Below are 16,970 nucleotides of genomic sequence, written 5' to 3' on the forward strand. Positions count from 1 at the left end.
TATCCTCTTAGTTTCTCTCTGGTTCCATCAGGCCGGTGCTATCGGCCGGACGTTATGCCGGGCCGGCATGCCAAGCGGCCCGCCAGCGCGTATTTGTCAAAAATCCAAGTTCTATTCTACCGGGTCCCGCGGACAGCTGGCCGACGGAGGCTCAGGACTGCTGCTCCAGCACGTCCCGCGCGCGCTGCAGCGCCACCGCGGAGGCGTAGATCAGGGCCGCGTCGGCGGATCCGGCCACGCGCAAATCCAACGCCTTTGCGAAGGATTCGACGGCGGCGCTAACGTTCCCGCCGGCGAAGTAGGACCGGCCGAGGTGCTGGCGGACGGCCGCCTCCTCCAGGGTGCCCTGGGTCTCGGCGAGGAGCTGGCGGAACACCTCCACGGCCCGGTCGAACCGGTTCGAAACCCGGAGCACGTCCGCCTCGAAAATCCGAAGCCGGAGCGAGTCGGGGTCCTTGTAGCGGGCCTCGGCGAGGAGTTCGGCGGCTTCGGCCGCGTGCCCTTCGACGAGCCGGACAAGGATGAGGTCCCCCGGGTCCGTGGAGGCCGCCAACGCCTCGGCCATGACCTCGTCATTGACGATCTGGGGCATCAGGGACTGCGGGTTGATCCGGACTCCGGGAAAACCCGCGTCCGGCCACTCGCTCGTGCCGCCCTTGACCATGTTCATCAGGAGGCGATCTCCTGGTAGGCGGCAAACAGCAGTGACGTGTCCGGGACGTCGAGAATGCCGGGCCGGCCGACGCCGTCGAGCACCACGAACCGCAGCAGGTCACCGCGTGACTTCTTGTCCCGGCGCATGCCGTCGAGGAGGGCCTGCCAGCGGTCCCGGCGGTACGTAATGGGAAGCCCGAGGCTTTCGAGGATGCTGCGGTGCCTGTCGGCGTCGGCGTCGCTGAGCCGGCCCACGCTGCGGGCGAGCTCGGCGGCGAACATCATGCCGACGGATACGGCGGCACCGTGGCGCCAGGAGTAGCGCTCGGCGAGTTCGATCGCGTGGCCCAGGGTGTGGCCGTAGTTCAGGATCTCGCGCTGGCCGGTTTCCTTCAGGTCTTCGGAGACCACCCGGGCCTTGACGCTGATGGCACGTTCGATCAGTTCCCGCAGCAGGTCCGAGCGGGGATCGGAGACCGCTGACGGATCCTTTTCGATCAGGTCCAGGATGGCTGGGTCGGCAATGAAACCGCACTTGATGACCTCGGCCATGCCGGAAATGATCTCGTTCTTCGGCAGCGTCTCCAGCGTGTCGAGGTCCGCGAGGACGCCGGCGGGCGGGTGGAACGCGCCCACCAGGTTCTTGCCTTCGGCGGTGTTGATGCCGGTCTTGCCGCCGACCGAGGCGTCCACCATGCCCAGCAGGCTCGTGGGCATGTGGATGACCTTGACGCCGCGCAGCCAGGTCGCGGCGACAAAGCCGGCCAGGTCTGTCACGGCACCGCCACCCACCGCGACGACGGCGTCGGAGCGGGTGAAGTCGTTCTGCCCCAGCACCTGCCAGCAGAAGGAAGCGACCTCGATGTGCTTGCCCTCTTCGGCGTCGGGGATTTCTGCGGTCAGCGCGGTGAAACCGGCGGCGGCCAGCTCTTCCCGGACGGTGTCCCCGGTAAGCCGAAGCGCGCGGGGGTGGATGACCAGGACGCGCTTGACGCGCTCGCCCAGCAGGCCCGGCAGGCTTGCCAGGAGGCCACGGCCCACGACGACGTCGTAGTTCTCACCGGGCGTTTGTCCGGTGACTTTGATGACGGTTGATTCGGTACTCACTATTCAACTTCCTTTGTCGCCGCCGGAGCGGGCACGGCCGCGGTCTTCGCCGCGGCGTGCTCCCCCAGCGCATCTTCCAGCCGGTGGGCCAGTTCCGGAACGCTGCCGCTTCGGACATCGAGGACGAGGTCGGCGAGCCGTTCGTAGACCGGCTGCCGGGTGGCGAACAAGGTCCGCCACCGGCCCATGGCGTCGCCGGCCAGGAGCGGCCGGCCCGAATTTCTGGCGATGCGTTCCGCCACAGTTTCGGCGTCGCATTCGAGATACACCACGGTACAGCGGCCCAGGAGCTGCTGCGTACCGGAGTCGAGGACAGCCCCGCCGCCGAGCGAAATGACGGTGGCGCTCCCCTGTGCTTTTTCGATGGCCTGAGCCACGGCCCGCGCCTCAAGCTCACGGAAGGCGTGCTCGCCCCGGCTGGCGAAGATCTCGGCGATGGTCCCGTGCTGGGCCACCACGAGGGCGTCGGTGTCCACGAAGGCGCACCCCAGATGCTGCGCGAGCTGCTGTCCGATCGCCGACTTGCCCACGGCCATCGGTCCGATCAGGACCACCGGGCCAAGGTGCCTTGCCGCGGCGGAGAGCCTGTCGGTGTTCCCGGCCGGCACTAGTGGCCGATCGAGTCCAGGGACGCCGGAATGCTGTCCAGGTAACCCTTGATGTTGCGGGCGGTCTCCTGTACGGAGTCACCGCCGAATTTTTCTGTGACCGCTTCGGCGATCACGAGAGCCACCATGGCCTCGGCCACGACGCCGGCGGCCGGGACAGCACAGACGTCGGAGCGCTGGTGGTGGGCCTTGGCGGCCTCCCCCGTGCTGACGTCGACCGTCTTGAGGGCGCGGGGCACGGTAGCGATCGGTTTCATGGCGGCACGGACGCGCAAGACATCGCCAATGCTCATGCCGCCCTCAATCCCGCCTGCACGGTTGGACGTGCGGATGATCCTGCCGTCCGCGTCCTTGACGATCTCGTCGTGGGCGGCGGAGCCGCGGCGCGCCGCGGTACGGAAGCCGTCGCCGACCTCAACGCCCTTGATGGCCTGGATGCCCATGAGGGCCGCCGCCAGGCGCGAGTCGAGGCGCCGGTCCCAGTGGACGTAGCTGCCGAGTCCCGGCGGGAGTCCGTAGACAAGCACTTCCACGACGCCGCCGAGGGTTTCGCCTTCCTTGTGCGCGACGTCGACCTCGGCCACCATGGCGTCCGAGGTTTCGCGGTCGAAGCAGCGCAGCGGATCGGCGTCCAGGGCGATCACGTTGCCCGGGACCGGCAGCGGCCGGCCTTCCGGCACGGCAACGCTGGCGATGGACACGGTGTGGGAGACGAGTTCGATTCCGAGCTGTTTGAGGAACGCTGCGGCGACCGTGCCGAGGGCCACCCGCGTTGCCGTCTCGCGGGCGCTGGCGCGCTCCAGGACCGGGCGGGCCTCGTCGAAGCCGTATTTCTGCATGCCGGTGAAGTCGGCGTGGCCGGGCCGCGGCCGAGTCAGGGGGGCGTTCCGGGCCTGGTCGGCCAGGATTTCCGGCTCCACGGGATCGGAGGACATGATCTGTTCCCACTTGGGCCATTCGGTGTTGCCGACCTGGATGGCGACAGGGCCGCCCTGGGTCAGGCCGTGGCGGACTCCGCCGAGGATCGTGACCACGTCCTGCTCGAATTTCATCCGGGCGCCGCGGCCATAGCCGAGCCGCCGGCGGGCCAGGGCCTCGCTGATGTGGGCGCTGGTGAGTTCCACACCGGCGGGCACGCCTTCAATTATTCCGACCAGTGCCGGGCCATGGGATTCTCCGGCAGTCAACCAACGCAACATACATTCCATACTGCCATGTCGGGCGGTTAGATCACCCGTCGGGGCGCCCCGACTGCGTCACACATCACATCTATGACTCCGGCCGGGAGGGCCTCGCCGAGTCCGGTGAAATGCCGCACCTGCTCCACCGCCTGGTAGAGGAGCATCTCAAGTCCCGGAACCACCGTGCCGCCCGCTTCCTGCCAGACCGCCGCGATCCGGCTGGGCCAGGGATCGTAGGCGACGTCCAGGAGGAGGCCCGGACCTGTTGTCCGCCGTTGCAAGGATTCTGTCAGCATTCCCTCCGCGGCAAGTGCGTCCGCCGCGCGGGGCGGCAGCGTGGAGATGACGACGTCGGCCGCGGCGACAGCGGCGGCCGCACCGCTGAGGGGAAGCACCTGGACGGGGACCCCCACGGCGGCGGAAGCCGCGCGGGCGTCACCGGCACGGCTGGGATCGCGGACGAAGACCTCGGCAGACACCGCCCCCAGTTCCTTGAGCGCAGCGATGGCCGCGGCCGCGGTCCCGCCTCCGCCGAGGACCACAGCGGTGGGCGCCGTGGCGGCCCCCGCGTGCCGGAGCGCGTTGACGATCCCGGCGACGTCCGTGTTGTAGGCGACCAACTGGGTGTGGTCAGCACTGCCGCCGGCGGATTCAAACGCAACGGTGTTGACGACGCCGAGTGCGCGCCCCACGCCCCGGACTTCGTCCACTTCCGCCAGCATGGCCGATTTAAGCGGCATGGTGACCGAGAGCCCGCGCCAGGAACCGTCAGCACGCGCCTCGTCCCGGACCTGCCGCATGAAATCCGGCAGGCCGGCCTCTGTCACGTCAATGGCCGAGTAGGCGATGTCCACGCCCAGATGGGCGTAGGCGGCGCGATGCAGCGCCGGCGACTTCGAATGGCTGATGGGATGCCCAAGGACGGCAGCCCGCAGCGTCATACGCAGCGTCCCGGGTTAGCCGCGCACCAGGCGTTGTACTGCTCCACGTATCCGAGGTGTTCGGCCAGGGTCTTGGAGAACTTGGTCTCCTTGGTGTCCAGGTTGACGGTGACCCAGTACAGGTAGCTGTTGGTCTTGGGCTTGGCGGCGGCGTCAATGGCCGTCTTGCCGGGAGAACCGATGGGCCCGACGGGCAGCCCCTGGTTGGCGTAGGTGTTGTACGGATTCGACTTGTCAGCCTTCTGGACCTCGTCGATGTGGAAGCTGTGGATGCCCAGGCCATAGGTGACCGTGGCATCGGACTGGATCAGCCCGTTCGTCTCGGTGTTGTTCGGCTTGAGGCGGTTGTAGATGGCGCCGGCAACGTCACCGTATTCGGCCTGGCCGCCTTCGGCCTGCACGATGCTCGCTACCGTCACGACGTCGTACTGTTTCTTGGAATCCGTGACGCCCTTGGCCTTGAGTTCATCCTGGGTGCTGCCGACGAGCTTCTTCAAAATGTCCTTGGCGGAGGTGCCCAACGGGAAGCGGTACTCCCCCGGCGCCAGGTAGCCCTCGAGGTTCTTGGCTTTCGCCGCGACGCCGAACTGCGCGGGCGCATCGCTGAGCGCCTTCAAGTCGGAAACCGAAACCCCGGTGCCCTCGGAAATCGCCTGCAGGGATTCGTTGATCCGCAACCCGGCGCTGAGCGCAAAGTACATGACCTTGCCCTGGCCCTTGTTGAGAAGGACGGCCACGGCATCAGAGTTCTTCATTTCCTGGCGCATCGAGAACGTGCCCGGGTTCAGGGCACCGCCGGAAGCGGAGAACTCCTTGAGGAACGTGTCCGCGTTCGCCACGACCTTCTTCGACTCCAGCTCGGTGGCCACGGACCTCGGCCCAGCGCCGGGTTCGACCGTGATGGTGACGCCGCCGGTCCCCGGGCCGGGGTAATCGGCCATTTTGTCCCCGCCCAGGAGGGGCTTGAGGAACTGCGCGCCGACAGCGATCGCGACGACGAACACCGTCAGGGTCAACACGAGGGCCAGGAAGCGGCGCCGGCGGCGGACCTTCTTCGACGGAACCTTGTCGTAGCGGACCGTTCCGGCCATCAGTTCGTGGCCGGGTTCGCCGTGGTACTCGGCGTCCGGGTGCGCCTGTGCCAGCGGGTGGCCGGCGTCGTCGTAAACATGGTGGGCCTCGTCCTGTTGTCCCACATCGTGGCGCTGCAGCGCGTAACCGTCGTGAGGGCCGGTGCCGTGGGCCGCCGCGCCATGGTGGGCTTCGTAGCCATGCTCGCCTGCCGTCGCATAGACGGCGTCCTCGTGGCCCAGATCTTCGCGGACGGGCTCTTGGCCGACAGGGATCATCTGCGTGAAGTCTTCGTGGACGGGCTCTTCGGCAGCCGGAACGTCGTGCACGGGCTCGTAGTGCACGGGCTCTTCAGTAACAGCGTCTTCGTGCGCGGGCTCTGCGTGCACGGTTTCTTCGTGTACGGGCTCTTCCTGCACGGTTTCCTCGTGCACGGTTTCCTCGTGCAGGGTCGGTGCTGCGTCGGGGAGTTCCGGGGCGGCCTGCGGCAGCTCGCTTTCCGGCGCCGGTGCCGGCGTCGGAACGTCCTGTCCCGTCTCAAAAGCCTGCGGCGGGATCACGTTGTGTCCCTGCGTCGCCAGGAGCTTTTCCTGGGTCCGGATCTCTTTGCGCGTCAGCGGTCGGCCGGCACCACTAAGGGCGTCACCGGAGGAGTCATCACTGTTGACCGGGCTCACTGTAGCCTTCCATTTTCTGAAGAGTGCGTCTGTACCGCCGGGCCGGTCTGTGCGCCGCCTCCGGTGGGCCCGGGCGCAGACTCCGCGTACACGCGGTTTCCGACCTCCGTTCCCCTGGCCTTTTGCATATCAATCGCTTGTTGCAGAATACCTGCCGCCGCAACCTGATCAACTACTGTACGGTGATTCCTGCTGCTCATGCCAGCTTCGTGCAGGTTGCGGTGGGCGGTCACGGTGCTGAGCCGCTCGTCAATCAGGCGCACTGGCACGTCGGATCCGGCGCTCTGCAGGGCCCGGGCCAGCAACTGGGCGTACTCTGTGGCCATCCTGGCCGAGGCGTGCTCTTCGCCCTTCATGGTGCGCGGCAATCCCACGAAAATCTCCACGGCGCCCAGTTCCGCGGCCAACGCGGCCAGGAAGCGCACGTCGGTGTTCTTTTTCACATTCCGCTGCAGCGTGCGCAGCGGGGTCGCCAGGATTCCGTCGCGATCGCAGACGGCCACGCCCACGCGAACGGTGCCGACGTCCACCCCGAGCTTCACGCCCCGGGGATAGACGCCGGCCACAGCAGGTTCAGACACGTAGGCTCCGCTATCGCCGGGTAATGGCGTCCACGACGGCGCTGAGGGCAGCGCCGACCTTGGCTGCGTCCGTGCCGCCGCCCTGGGCGACGTCGTCCTTACCGCCACCGCCGCCGCCGAGGATGCCCGCGGCGAGGCGCACCAGAGCGCCCGCCTTCACTCCAGCAGCCCGGGCGGCTTCGTTGGTGGCGATCAGAATGACGGGACGGTCGTTGCTGACACCGGCCACCGCGACGGCGGCGGGCTCGGAACCGAGGCGCGTCCGCAGGTCGAGGGCCAGTCCCCGCAGGTCGTCCGCGCCGCTGACCTGGCCGGCGTCGTGTGCGATGACCTTGACGCCGGCGGCGTCCTTGGCGGTGCCAACCAGCTGGCCAGCGGCGGCCGTGAGCTGCTCCTTGCGCAGCCGCTCGAGTTCCTTTTCTGCCGTCTTGAGCTTGGTCAGCGTGCTGGAAATCCGGTCCGCGAGCAGCCCGGAGGGAACCTTCAGCATTTCCGTGAGCTCGGTGACAAGGGCCCGCTCTGCGGCCAGGTGCCGGAAGGCGTCCATGCCCACGAAGGCTTCGACACGGCGGTTTCCCGAGCCGACGGACTGTTCGCCGAGCAGGGACAGGCTGCCGATCCGGGAGGTGTTCTCGACGTGGGTGCCGCCGCAGAGTTCGCGGGACCAGGCGCCGTCGATTTCAACGACCCGGACCTCGTTGCCGTAGTTCTCGCCGAACAGCGCCATGGCGCCGAGCGCCTTGGCCTCGGCGAGCCCCATGATCTTGGTTTCCACCCGGAAGTTGTTGCGGATGGCGATGTTGGAGACTTCCTCGATCTCGGACCGGGTGGCGGCGCTCAGGCCCTCGCCCCAGGCGAAGTCGAAGCGCAGGTAGCCGGCCTTGTTGAAGGAGCCGCGCTGCAGGGCCTCCGGGCCGAGGATCTGGTGCAGGGCTGCGTGCACAATGTGCGTGCCGGTGTGGGCCTGCTCGGCGGCGTGGCGGCGTTCCCGGTCCACGGCGGCCTGAACCAGCGAGTCCGATCCGATTTCGCCCTCGCGGACAATCGCCTTGTGCACGCTGAGGCCCTTGACGGGGCGCTGGACGTCCAGGACCTCGACGACGAAGCCGTCGCCGGTGATCAGCCCGGTGTCGGCGGCCTGGCCGCCGGCCTCGGCGTAGAACGGCGTCTCGGCCAGGACGAGTTCGATTTCGTCGCCCGTGGAGGCCTGAGCGACCTTCCGGCCGCCGGACAGGATGCCGCGGACCTTGGACTCGCCCTGGAGCTCGGTGTAGCCGGTGAAGACGGTCTCGCCGGCGGACAGCAGCTCCTGGAACGCGCTGAGGTCCGCGTGCGAACCCTTCTTGCCCTTGGCATCGGCCTGGGCGCGCTGGCGCTGTTCGAGCATGAGCTTGCGGAACTCGGGCTCGTCGACTTTCAGCCCGGCTTCCTCGGCCATTTCCAGGGTGAGGTCGATCGGGAAGCCGTAGGTGTCGTGCAGGGCAAAGGCATCGGCGCCGGAGAGCGGCTGGTTTGCGGCCTTGGACTCCTTGACGGCGTCCTCGAGCCGGGCGGTTCCGGAGGCGATGGTGCGCAGGAACGCCTTCTCTTCGGCGTAGGCAATCCGGCTGATGCGCTCGAAGTCGGTCTCCACGATCGGGTAGACGCCCTTCATGGCGTCCCTCGAGGCCGGCAGCAGCTCAGGCAGGCAGGCCTTTTCGACGCCGAGCAGGCGCATGGAGCGCACGGCGCGGCGGATCAGGCGGCGCAGCACGTAGCCGCGGCCCTCGTTGGAGGGGGTGACGCCGTCGGCGATCAGCATGAGGGCCGAGCGGATGTGGTCGGCAACAACGCGCATCCGGACGTCGTCGGTGTGGTGCGGGTCCTCGGCGGACTCCGCGGAGGTGTACTCCCGGCCGGAGAGGGCCGCGGCGCGGTCGATCACGGGGCGGACCTGGTCGGTCTCGTACATGTTCTCGACGTCCTGGAGAATCATCGCGAGGCGCTCCATGCCGAGGCCCGTGTCGATGTTCTTCTTGGGCAGCTCGCCGGTGATGTCGAAATCCACCTTGGAGCGGACGTTGTCGATCTGGTACTGCATGAACACGAGGTTCCAGATCTCGACGTAGCGGTTTTCATCGGCGATGGGGCCGCCCTCGACGCCGTAGGACGGGCCGCGGTCGTAGTAGATTTCCGAGCAAGGGCCGGCCGGGCCCGGCTGGCCGGTGGACCAGTAGTTGTCGGCCTTGCCCATCCGCTGGATCCGCTCGGCCGGCATGCCGGTGTTCTTCAGCCACAGCTGCTCGGCCTCGTCGTCCTCTTCGTAGACGGTGACCCAGAGCTGTTCCGGCGGCAGTCCGTACCCGCCGTCGTCCACGCTGGTGGTGAGGAGCTCCCAGGCAAACTTGATGGCGTCTTCCTTGAAGTAGTCGCCAAAGGAGAAGTTGCCGCACATCTGGAAGAAGGTGCCGTGGCGGGCGGTCTTGCCGACTTCCTCGATGTCACCGGTCCGGATACATTTCTGCACGCTGGTGGCCCGCTGGTAGGGGGCCTCCTCGCGGGCCGTCAGGTACGGGATGAACGGGACCATGCCGGCCACGGTGAACAGCAGGGACGGGTCGCTGGAGACCAGGGAGGCGGAGGGCACGGCGGTGTGCCCCTTGCTGACAAAAAAGTCGATCCAGCGCTTGGTGATCTCCTGCGACTTCATGAGCTGATTTCTTACCCTTCAATATTCACTGCGTTATGTGGCCCCGCGTCTGTGCTGCGCGGGACAAGCTGAGGACCGGCACTGATCCGGGCCCCGTCTATCCGGTGCCCCTTCGGGGGTGCCGAGGCGCCCTTAACGGACACCGTACTTACTAATTCTCTCCCGGCTAGCGGTGGACCGCATCCCGGCGGGCAACGGCGCCGCCGGCAGCAATATCCGTTGCCGTCTCGATGCCCAGGGCGGAACGGAGTTCGGCCTCCCGCTCGCCCATGCCGTCACGGACGGCGTCGGCGAAGTCGAACAGGCCGTCCGCCAGCCGTCCCACGGCCCGGTTCAGGCCCTCGGGGCCGAGGGCGGACTGGGCTTCGGTGACCTTGCGGAAGGCGATGACGCCGATCGCGACGCCGATGCCCATCCAGATGATTCTGTTCATGTCAGGTTCTCCTGGAAGCTTTAGCGGCTGCGGCGGCCGGTGGCGGGCTTTTTGGGGGTGCTGAAGGCGGAGCGCACGCCGTAGCTGAAGGCTGCCACCTTGATCAGCGGCGAGCCGACAGTGGCCGCCATGAGCGAGGACAGCGCCGAGATGTTGGCGGAGGCGTCCGAGACGTTGTTGGCGATGCCGTCAACCTTCTTCAGCTGCTCGTTGGTGGTGGTCACCGTGGCGGTGACTTCGTCCATGAGCGGGGTGGCGCCGTCGCTGACGGAGCGGATGGAAGTCCGCAATTCGTCGAACACTCCCCCGAGCTTCAGGATCGGCACGGCGAGCAACACGACCAGCACTGCAAACACTCCAGCCGCGATCAGGCCGGCAATATCGCCACCAGACATAGACACTCATCTCCTTGAACTGCAGTGGATAACTGCTTGTTGCGTCGGGGTTCGACGGATTTAGCCGGCAGTTTAAACCGGCAGGCAGAGCCTGCTCCCGGGGAACTCCCCCAAGTACCTTACATACAAAGAAGCCCGCGGCGCTTGCCACGGGCTTCTTTGTAGGTGTTGCCTTTGGAATTAGCGTGCGTAGAATTCCACGACGAGCTGCTCTTCGCAGGTCACGGGGATCTCGGAACGCTTCGGGCGGCGCACCAGGCGGGCCTGCAGGGCGTCAAGCTTGACGTCCAGGTAGGCCGGAACGATCGGCAGGACGTCGCGGTGAGCGCCGGCTGCTGCAACCTGGAACGGAGGCATGGTCTCGCTGCGGCTGTGGACGTGAACCAGCTGGCCCTCGCCGACGCGGAAAGACGGGCGGTCAACGCGGATGCCGTCAACGAGGATGTGGCGGTGCACAACCAGCTGGCGGGCCTGGGCGATGGTGCGGGCGAAGCCGGCACGCAGCACGAGGGCGTCGAGACGCATTTCGAGCAGTTCGATCAGGTTTTCACCGGTCAGGCCCTTGGTGCGGCGTGCTTCTTCGAAGGCACGGGTCATCTGGGCTTCGCGGATGCCGTACTGGGCGCGCAGACGCTGCTTTTCGCGCAGACGTACGGCGTAGTCGGAGTCCTGCTTCTTGCGGGCACGGCCATGCTCACCGGGGCCGTACGGGCGGCGCTCCATGTACTTGGCGGCCTTGGGGGTCAGAGCGATGCCGAGTGCACGCGAAAGGCGTGCGGTACGGCGAGCACGAGTGTTGTTAGCCACTTGTGTCCTTCCAATATCTGCGGTGTGTCAGTGTTACTGGCCTCCACGATGGAGAGCATCGGCCAACCGCTGCCTTTTGCTACTGGGCACAGGGCAACCCTCATCGAACCGAAGTTTCCATGGATTGTGCGTCCGTGCCTTGCCAGACAACGATCCAGCCTACCAGATCCGGCCGGCGGACCGAAGTCAGATTCTGGCGTGCGCTCCCCGGACACCGCTGCGCCCGAAGGACGCCGCACCCAGGAATTCCACGGCCACGAACGGTTTCGGGCCCACCACCCATTCGTCGTGGCCCGGCGGGATCGCGTAGGTGTCGTTGGCGTGGATCGTGGAGCGCAGCCCTTCGGCCGTTTCGACTTCCATTTCTCCGGAGATGCAGAAACCGAGATGGTGGTGCAGGCAGACGTCGGTCTTCTCGTAAGGCCTGGTGTTCTCCGACCACCGCCAGCCCGGGCCCAGGATCAGCCGGGCCACCGAGTAGTCGTTCACTGTGCAGAGGTCGAATTCGGCCTTGTCCGGGCACCGCTTCTTGTCGGGCACATCGAAGGACTTCACTGCCATGGCTGTAACGAAATTGATACTCATGGGACGCTACCTGGGGACGGGGCGGGGACGCTCGCGCTGGATAACCTAGGATGGGGCGGAGCCGGCTGAAGTCCCGGGGTCCGGGTATCGAGAGCCGGCCGTGTGACCGCACTGTCCCCTGCGCCGCACGGACGGCCAGCAGATCAATGCTGACCTAATTCCACGTTAGACCTCTTGGCCCCTATGTCAACGGCAGGTTCCGGCACTGCAGGGCCGCAGCGGACCAGCCGCTGGTCAGGGGCTGATCACGTGCCGCGGATGATCTTCCGCAGCCGCTCCAGCCGGGTGGCGATGTCGCGTTCGGCCCCGTTGGCGGTTGGCACGTAGTAGTTGCGCCCGACGAGGTCGTCCGGCGGGTACTGCTGGGTGGCCACGGCATGCGGGGCATCGTGGGCGTATTTGTAACCCTTGCCGTGACCCAGCTGTTTTGAGCCCGGGTAGTGGGCATCGCGCAGGTGGGCCGGGATGCCGTTCCCGAGCCCGGCGCGGACATCGGCGATCGCCTGGTTGATCCCCATGTACGCGGCGTTGGACTTCGGCGCGGTGGCCAGATGCACCACGGCCTCGGCAAGGATGATGCGGCCTTCCGGCATGCCGATCAGCTGCACGGCCTGGGCCGCCGCGACGGCGGTCTGCAGCGCCGTCGGGTCCGCCATACCGACGTCCTCGGCCGCGGAGATCACGATCCGGCGGGCCACGAACCGCGGGTCCTCACCGGCCTCCAGCATCCGGGCGAGATAGTGCAGTGCGGCGTCGACGTCGGAGCCCCGGATCGATTTGATGAACGCGCTGGCGACGTCGTAATGCTGGTCCCCGGCCCGGTCGTAGCGAACGGAGGCGACATCCAGGGCCCGCTCAGTGTGCCGCAATTGGATCGTGACGGGCTCCGCCGTTCCTGCGCCGGCTATGTGAGTATCGGCAGCGTCAGTGTCATCCGCGTCTCCGAAGGCGACGCCGGCGGCGGCCTCCAGGGCAGTGAGGGCGCGGCGGGCATCGCCGCCGGAGAGCCGGACAAGGTGCGCCAGCGCGTCGGCGCTGAGCTCGGCCTTGCCGTTCAGTCCGCGGACATCCGAAACGGCCCGCTGCAGCAGGCCCTCGACGTCGGCGTCGGTGAGAGGTTTCAGGGTCAGCAGCAGCGAGCGGGACAACAGCGGCGACACGACGGAAAACGACGGGTTTTCGGTGGTGGCCGCCACCAGCACCACCCAGCGGTTTTCGACGCCGGGAAGCAGCGCGTCCTGCTGGGCCTTGTTGAAGCGGTGGATCTCATCGAGGAAGAGGACGGTGGTGGTCTTGAAGAGGTCGCGCGCGGTCAGGGCCTCATCCATCACGCGGCGGACGTCCTTGACGCCGGCGGTGATGGCGGAGAGCTCGACGAATTTCCGGCCGGGACCTTTGGCAATGACGTGGGCAAGGGTGGTCTTGCCGGTGCCGGGAGGACCCCAGAGAATCACCGAGCTCGGTCCCGCAGGGCCGGTCGCATCGGAGCCGGCGGCCAGCTGGCGCAGCGGGGAGCCCTGGCCGAGCAGGTGCTGCTGGCCTACGACGTCATCTAGGGTGCGCGGCCGCATCCGGACAGCGAGCGGGCTCCGCGGCGAGGCTGACCCGGCGCCAGACCTGGCTTGGCCCCGGGCGTGGCCGGAATCGTCGGCGCCGCCGTCGCCGGCAGCACCGTCGGCTACGCCGAGGTCGTCGCTTCCGTCGGCGTTGTCCCGCCCTGAGCCAAAGAGATCATCCACATAGATAGGCTACTTCTAGTTCCTCCCCGCCCTGTCACCATCACCCGCAACATCACCCCGCAACGGAGAGCCCGCCATGCCCAGCCCCGAGACCCGTGTGGCCTTCGTCTCCGGCGACCGGCTGCCGGGCTGGGTGGACCGCTTCGCCGCGAGCCATGGCGCCCTCATGGAGGAGGAGCTCGACACCGGCTTGCAGCTGCGCGCCGCCGACGGCGCCGTGGCCGTGCTTCGGGCGCCTTGGCCCGTGGACGGCCGGCCCGGGAGCGGCCACGACGCCCTCTCCCGGCTGGCCTCCCTGGCCGGGCAGCCCCGGAGCCTCGGCACCGTGCTGGTCCGGCGCGGCGGATACTCGGTGGCTGTGGTCAGCGCCGGCACCGTGCTGGCGTCAAAGACCGGCACGCGCCACGTCCAGTCCCGGACGGCTGCGGGCGGCTGGTCCCAACAGCGTTTTGCCCGGCGGCGCGCCAACCAGGCCGATGCCCTCGTGGAAGCCGTCGCCGAGCACGCCGGAAGGATCTTCGCAGGGCACCGAATCGAATACCTGGCGCCGGGCGGCGACCGGACGCTGGCAGACCAGGTGCTCGCCGAGCCCGTACTGAAGCGTTACGGCCACCTGACGCGGCTTGCGTTTTTGGACGTCCCGGATCCACGGGCCGCGGTCCTGAAGAAGGCCGCCGCGGAGCTGTGCTCGGTGCGGATCCTGGTGACCGACCCGCCGGCATAGACAAGCAACGCCGTCACCAACCGCCGCGCGTCGGCGTATGTCCCTTTCGGGCATCGTCGGGCATTGCCATTTCGGCCCGCAGGCCTAGGAGTCGGATCGGACGGCCCGCTTCGATTCCGGCTGCGAGGTCCAAGGCCCGCGCGAGGATTTCGTTTCTGTCGAATGTCTCGGGAATCTTCCTTGCGTGGGTCTTGGTGACGAACGGCGCGTACCGAACCTTGAGGGTCAGCCCAATCACGGGCCGTCCTTCGGCCACAACATCCTCGAGGACATGCGCTGTCAGCTCCCTGACGGCGTCGTCCACCTGCGCCGGCTCGGTCAGGTCCCGCTGGAAGGTGGTCTCCCGGCTGTGCCCGCGGGCAACCCACGGGGTGTCGTCCACAACGCTGGCGCCGTCCCCTCGTCCAAGCTCCGCGTACCAAGGACCCATCTTGGGGCCGAACTCCGGGACCAGGTCTTGGGGGTCGGACGCGGCGAGCTCGGCGACTGTGTTGATGCCGAGTTTGGCCAGCCGGCCCGACACTTTGGTTCCGACGCCCCACAGGTCCTTGGTGGGCCGACTGCCCATGACGTCTAGCCAGTTACCGGCAGTGAGACGGAAGACGCCGGCCGGCTTGCCGAAACCGGTGGCGACCTTGGCTCGGACCAAGGTGTCGCCGATGCCCACGCTGCAATGCAGCTGCGTTCGCTCCAGGACAGCGGCCTGCACCTGCCGGGCGTAGGCTTCCGGATTCTCTGTCTCCGTGCCTACAAAGGCTTCATCCCAACCCAGCACCTGTACGGTGGCGCCGGGCTGCGCGCGCAGGGTAGCCATCACCGTTTCAGACGCCGCGAGGTACGCCTCGTGATCGACGGGCAGGATCACAGCCTCGGGCACTTTCCGGGCCGCAATGCGTAAGGGCATTCCGGAACCCACGCCGAACGCCCTGGCTTCGTAGGATGCGGTCGACACCACAGCTCGTTCCGTGGGGTCGCCCCGACCGCCAACAATGATCGGCTTGCCCGCAAGCTCCGGCCGCCGGAGCACTTCGACCGCCGCGATGAACTGGTCGAGATCAACGTGCAGCACCCACCGGATTCCGCTCACGCCACCAGTCTGCCCTAAACATCCCTGGCAAGCATCGGCTCTCCACCGAACTTGGCCGCCGAGCCTGCGGCCCCCTGACCTTCCTTGAATTCCAGCGCCACCGACGACCTGCACCGCACCTGTGCCGAGTGTGGCGCGAACTGCGCGCCCGAGCCATTCGAGACGGACCGGGGTCGCAGGCGAGTGTGTCCCATGAGGCTCCCCCAAATCGGACGGCGGTACATGGTTCACCCGCCTTGCGGTTCTCGAAACCCGTCGAGCCTTCTCAAAGAACCTTGATTAGGAATTGCGTTGGGCGGGAGCCGACTTTGGAGCTTCCGAGACCTGGGCCAGCCTTGTCCCGAGTCCGCGGTCGTGTAGATGCTGTCGGATCAGAGCAGGCCGGGATGCGCAGCCAGCAGTTCAGGCGCATTGGAGCTGGAAGCTTTCGGGCAACGGGTCATCGAACGACGCTTCCCAGCCCGGATCGTCCATCTCTGCCGCGGGGATTTCGTGCCAGCCCAAGAATTGGTGCCAGTCCGGGAAAGGGTCCGGCGGCAGCTCCAGGTCGGGGTCCCGGCCGGGATCCGGAGGCGGGCCCAAGTGCGGTCCTGCATCTGTGGTCAGGAGGTTCTCCGGCCACTCGGATGGTTCCCAGTCCTGGTGCTCGCTGGGGTAGTGCCGCCCTGACGGTGAGGTCCAGCCCGGCGGGTGGTCCCTGCTGGCTCCGGTGGGTGTCCAGGCGGAGCCGTGTTTGAGGCGGTGGTGCTTGGGGCAGGGCTGGCCCAGGTTGGAGATCCCGGTGGTGCCGCCGTCGGCCCAGGCCAGGAGGTGGTCTGCCTCGTTGTCCAGGGAGTGGTTGCCGCAGCCCGGGAACGGGCACCTGCCGTCGCGGAGCCGAAGCCAGTGGCGCTGGGCCTTCGTGAGACGGTAGCTGGTCCGCCCGATTTCCAGCGGTGCGCCGTCGCGGGGGTCGGTCAGGACGCGGTAAAAGGAGTCGACGCCGTCAGTGACCAGGCGGCGGGCCATGGACGGCGGGATCGGCCCGTACCCGTCGAGGACGGCCGGTTCGCCCGTGGCGCCCAGCAGGGACAGGACCGGGACGGGGACCAGGACCTGCGCCCGCGGCGACGGAACACCCGCAGCCGCACCCGTGCCGGTGCCGTCGTCCGTTCCGGTGCTTTGGGTGCCGCTGGTGAGGAGCCAGGTGGCAGCGACGTCGGCGCGGAGCTGGGCGAGGGTCCGGGCCTCGTCCGGGCCTTGCAGGGCGCGGGCCGCGGCCGTGGTCCGGTCCCAGATCCCAGCGGCGGTGTCGGCCGGGAGGTGGGCCGAGAGCCAGGCCATGCCATCCCGGTCCGGGATGAACTCGACCCGCCGGTCCGCTGCGCTTCGGGTGTGGCGTTCTTCGATGCTGGCCCGGTGGTGGCGTTCGCGCCAGGCGCGGGCCTTGGCCCGAAACCGGGATGCCACGAGGTCCCCGGCCGGACACCCGCGGGCCGGGTTGGGTGCGTCGGAGTCCAGGAAGTGCGCTTCCAGGGCGGCCGCCCCGGCCGCATCCAGGGACGCGGTTTCGTCGACGATGATCCGGGCGTGCTGCCAGGAGATCGTCCCGGCCTGCAGGGCGGCCAGGGTCAGCGGCAGCGCCGTGGTCAGTGCCAGGGATTCGGACAGGAGGGCCCCGGCGGTGCGTTCGCTGACGGTCAGGACACAGG

At 67.8% G+C, this 16,970-nt stretch carries 16 protein-coding genes; 1 reads left to right on the forward strand and 15 read right to left on the reverse strand.

What is annotated here, in order from left to right:
* Positions 1-151 precede the first annotated feature (151 nt).
* The 13 genes from BLS42_RS11475 to BLS42_RS11535 form a co-directional block, all read right to left on the reverse strand.
* On the reverse strand, positions 152-670 hold the full coding sequence (locus tag BLS42_RS11475; RefSeq protein WP_090581105.1) for a tetratricopeptide repeat protein: 519 nt from the start codon (positions 668-670) through the stop codon (positions 152-154).
* A complete protein-coding gene (gene aroB / locus BLS42_RS11480) occupies positions 670-1,761 on the reverse strand; it encodes a 3-dehydroquinate synthase (RefSeq protein ID WP_090581107.1) in 1,092 nt (363 codons plus the stop codon). The genes BLS42_RS11475 and aroB overlap by 1 nt, the downstream gene beginning before the upstream one ends.
* Positions 1,761-2,369, reverse strand: a complete 609-nt coding sequence (locus BLS42_RS11485) for a shikimate kinase (RefSeq protein ID WP_090581110.1) — start codon at positions 2,367-2,369, stop codon at positions 1,761-1,763. The genes aroB and BLS42_RS11485 overlap by 1 nt, the downstream gene beginning before the upstream one ends.
* Positions 2,369-3,568, reverse strand: coding sequence for a chorismate synthase (gene aroC, locus BLS42_RS11490; protein WP_090581113.1), 1,200 nt, complete (start codon positions 3,566-3,568; stop codon positions 2,369-2,371). Before aroC ends, BLS42_RS11485 begins: the two co-directional genes overlap by 1 nt.
* Positions 3,569-3,594: 26 nt before the next feature.
* Positions 3,595-4,491: a shikimate dehydrogenase gene (locus BLS42_RS11495; RefSeq protein WP_090581116.1), complete on the reverse strand. Its 897-nt coding sequence runs from the start codon at positions 4,489-4,491 to the stop codon at positions 3,595-3,597.
* The gene (mltG, locus tag BLS42_RS11500) at positions 4,488-6,239 is read right to left on the reverse strand and encodes an endolytic transglycosylase MltG (protein ID WP_090581120.1); all 1,752 of its coding nucleotides are present in this window, start codon (positions 6,237-6,239) and stop codon (positions 4,488-4,490) included. Before mltG ends, BLS42_RS11495 begins: the two co-directional genes overlap by 4 nt.
* Positions 6,236-6,820 carry a Holliday junction resolvase RuvX gene (gene ruvX / locus BLS42_RS11505; RefSeq protein ID WP_256336416.1) on the reverse strand — a complete coding sequence of 195 codons (585 nt, stop codon included), beginning with the start codon at positions 6,818-6,820 and terminating at the stop codon, positions 6,236-6,238. Before ruvX ends, mltG begins: the two co-directional genes overlap by 4 nt.
* Positions 6,821-6,830: 10 nt before the next feature.
* Entirely contained in the window at positions 6,831-9,509 is a 2,679-nt protein-coding gene (alaS, locus tag BLS42_RS11510; protein ID WP_090581127.1) for an alanine--tRNA ligase, read from the reverse strand.
* A gap of 166 nt (positions 9,510-9,675) precedes the next feature.
* Positions 9,676-9,942 carry a DUF6167 family protein gene (locus BLS42_RS11515; protein WP_256336418.1) on the reverse strand — a complete coding sequence of 89 codons (267 nt, stop codon included), beginning with the start codon at positions 9,940-9,942 and terminating at the stop codon, positions 9,676-9,678.
* Positions 9,943-9,962: 20 nt separating this feature from the next.
* Entirely contained in the window at positions 9,963-10,337 is a 375-nt protein-coding gene (locus BLS42_RS11520) for a DUF948 domain-containing protein (RefSeq protein ID WP_090581130.1), read from the reverse strand.
* A gap of 180 nt (positions 10,338-10,517) precedes the next feature.
* Positions 10,518-11,144: a 30S ribosomal protein S4 gene (gene rpsD / locus BLS42_RS11525; protein ID WP_018773157.1), complete on the reverse strand. Its 627-nt coding sequence runs from the start codon at positions 11,142-11,144 to the stop codon at positions 10,518-10,520.
* Between the two features lie 186 nt (positions 11,145-11,330).
* A complete protein-coding gene (locus tag BLS42_RS11530; RefSeq protein ID WP_090581134.1) occupies positions 11,331-11,729 on the reverse strand; it encodes a cupin domain-containing protein in 399 nt (132 codons plus the stop codon).
* Between the two features lie 245 nt (positions 11,730-11,974).
* Entirely contained in the window at positions 11,975-13,468 is a 1,494-nt protein-coding gene (locus tag BLS42_RS11535) for a replication-associated recombination protein A (protein WP_090581136.1), read from the reverse strand.
* Positions 13,469-13,544: 76 nt separating this feature from the next.
* Here BLS42_RS11535 and BLS42_RS11540 point away from each other — a divergent pair, with 76 nt between their 5' ends.
* The gene (locus BLS42_RS11540) at positions 13,545-14,192 is read left to right on the forward strand and encodes an acVLRF1 family peptidyl-tRNA hydrolase (protein ID WP_090581139.1); all 648 of its coding nucleotides are present in this window, start codon (positions 13,545-13,547) and stop codon (positions 14,190-14,192) included.
* A gap of 13 nt (positions 14,193-14,205) precedes the next feature.
* Here the strand turns inward: BLS42_RS11540 and BLS42_RS11545 are convergent, their stop codons facing one another.
* Both BLS42_RS11545 and BLS42_RS11550 read right to left on the reverse strand, forming a co-directional pair.
* Positions 14,206-15,261 carry a DNA polymerase IV gene (locus BLS42_RS11545; RefSeq protein ID WP_090581144.1) on the reverse strand — a complete coding sequence of 352 codons (1,056 nt, stop codon included), beginning with the start codon at positions 15,259-15,261 and terminating at the stop codon, positions 14,206-14,208.
* A 420-nt stretch (positions 15,262-15,681) separates the two neighbouring features.
* Positions 15,682-16,970 (reverse strand): HNH endonuclease signature motif containing protein (locus tag BLS42_RS11550; protein ID WP_090581147.1); only part of this gene is annotated, 1,289 nt, incomplete at its 5' end.

Source organism: Arthrobacter sp. ov407 (genome assembly GCF_900102895.1).
Lineage (GTDB): Bacteria > Actinomycetota > Actinomycetes > Actinomycetales > Micrococcaceae > Arthrobacter.

What these genes read in the sequence shown, in the direction of transcription:
- BLS42_RS11540 (WP_090581139.1), top strand. Translation starts at nt 13,545, where the DNA reads ATGCCCAGCCCCGAGACCCGTGTGGCCTTCGTCTCCGGCGACCGGCTG.
- alaS (WP_090581127.1), bottom strand. Translation starts at nt 9,509, where the DNA reads ATGAAGTCGCAGGAGATCACCAAGCGCTGGATCGACTTTTTTGTCAGC.
- aroC (WP_090581113.1), bottom strand. Translation starts at nt 3,568, where the DNA reads ATGTTGCGTTGGTTGACTGCCGGAGAATCCCATGGCCCGGCACTGGTC.
- BLS42_RS11520 (WP_090581130.1), bottom strand. Translation starts at nt 10,337, where the DNA reads ATGTCTGGTGGCGATATTGCCGGCCTGATCGCGGCTGGAGTGTTTGCA.
- BLS42_RS11530 (WP_090581134.1), bottom strand. Translation starts at nt 11,729, where the DNA reads ATGAGTATCAATTTCGTTACAGCCATGGCAGTGAAGTCCTTCGATGTG.
- BLS42_RS11475 (WP_090581105.1), bottom strand. Translation starts at nt 670, where the DNA reads ATGAACATGGTCAAGGGCGGCACGAGCGAGTGGCCGGACGCGGGTTTT.
- BLS42_RS11515 (WP_256336418.1), bottom strand. Translation starts at nt 9,942, where the DNA reads ATGAACAGAATCATCTGGATGGGCATCGGCGTCGCGATCGGCGTCATC.
- BLS42_RS11495 (WP_090581116.1), bottom strand. Translation starts at nt 4,491, where the DNA reads ATGACGCTGCGGGCTGCCGTCCTTGGGCATCCCATCAGCCATTCGAAG.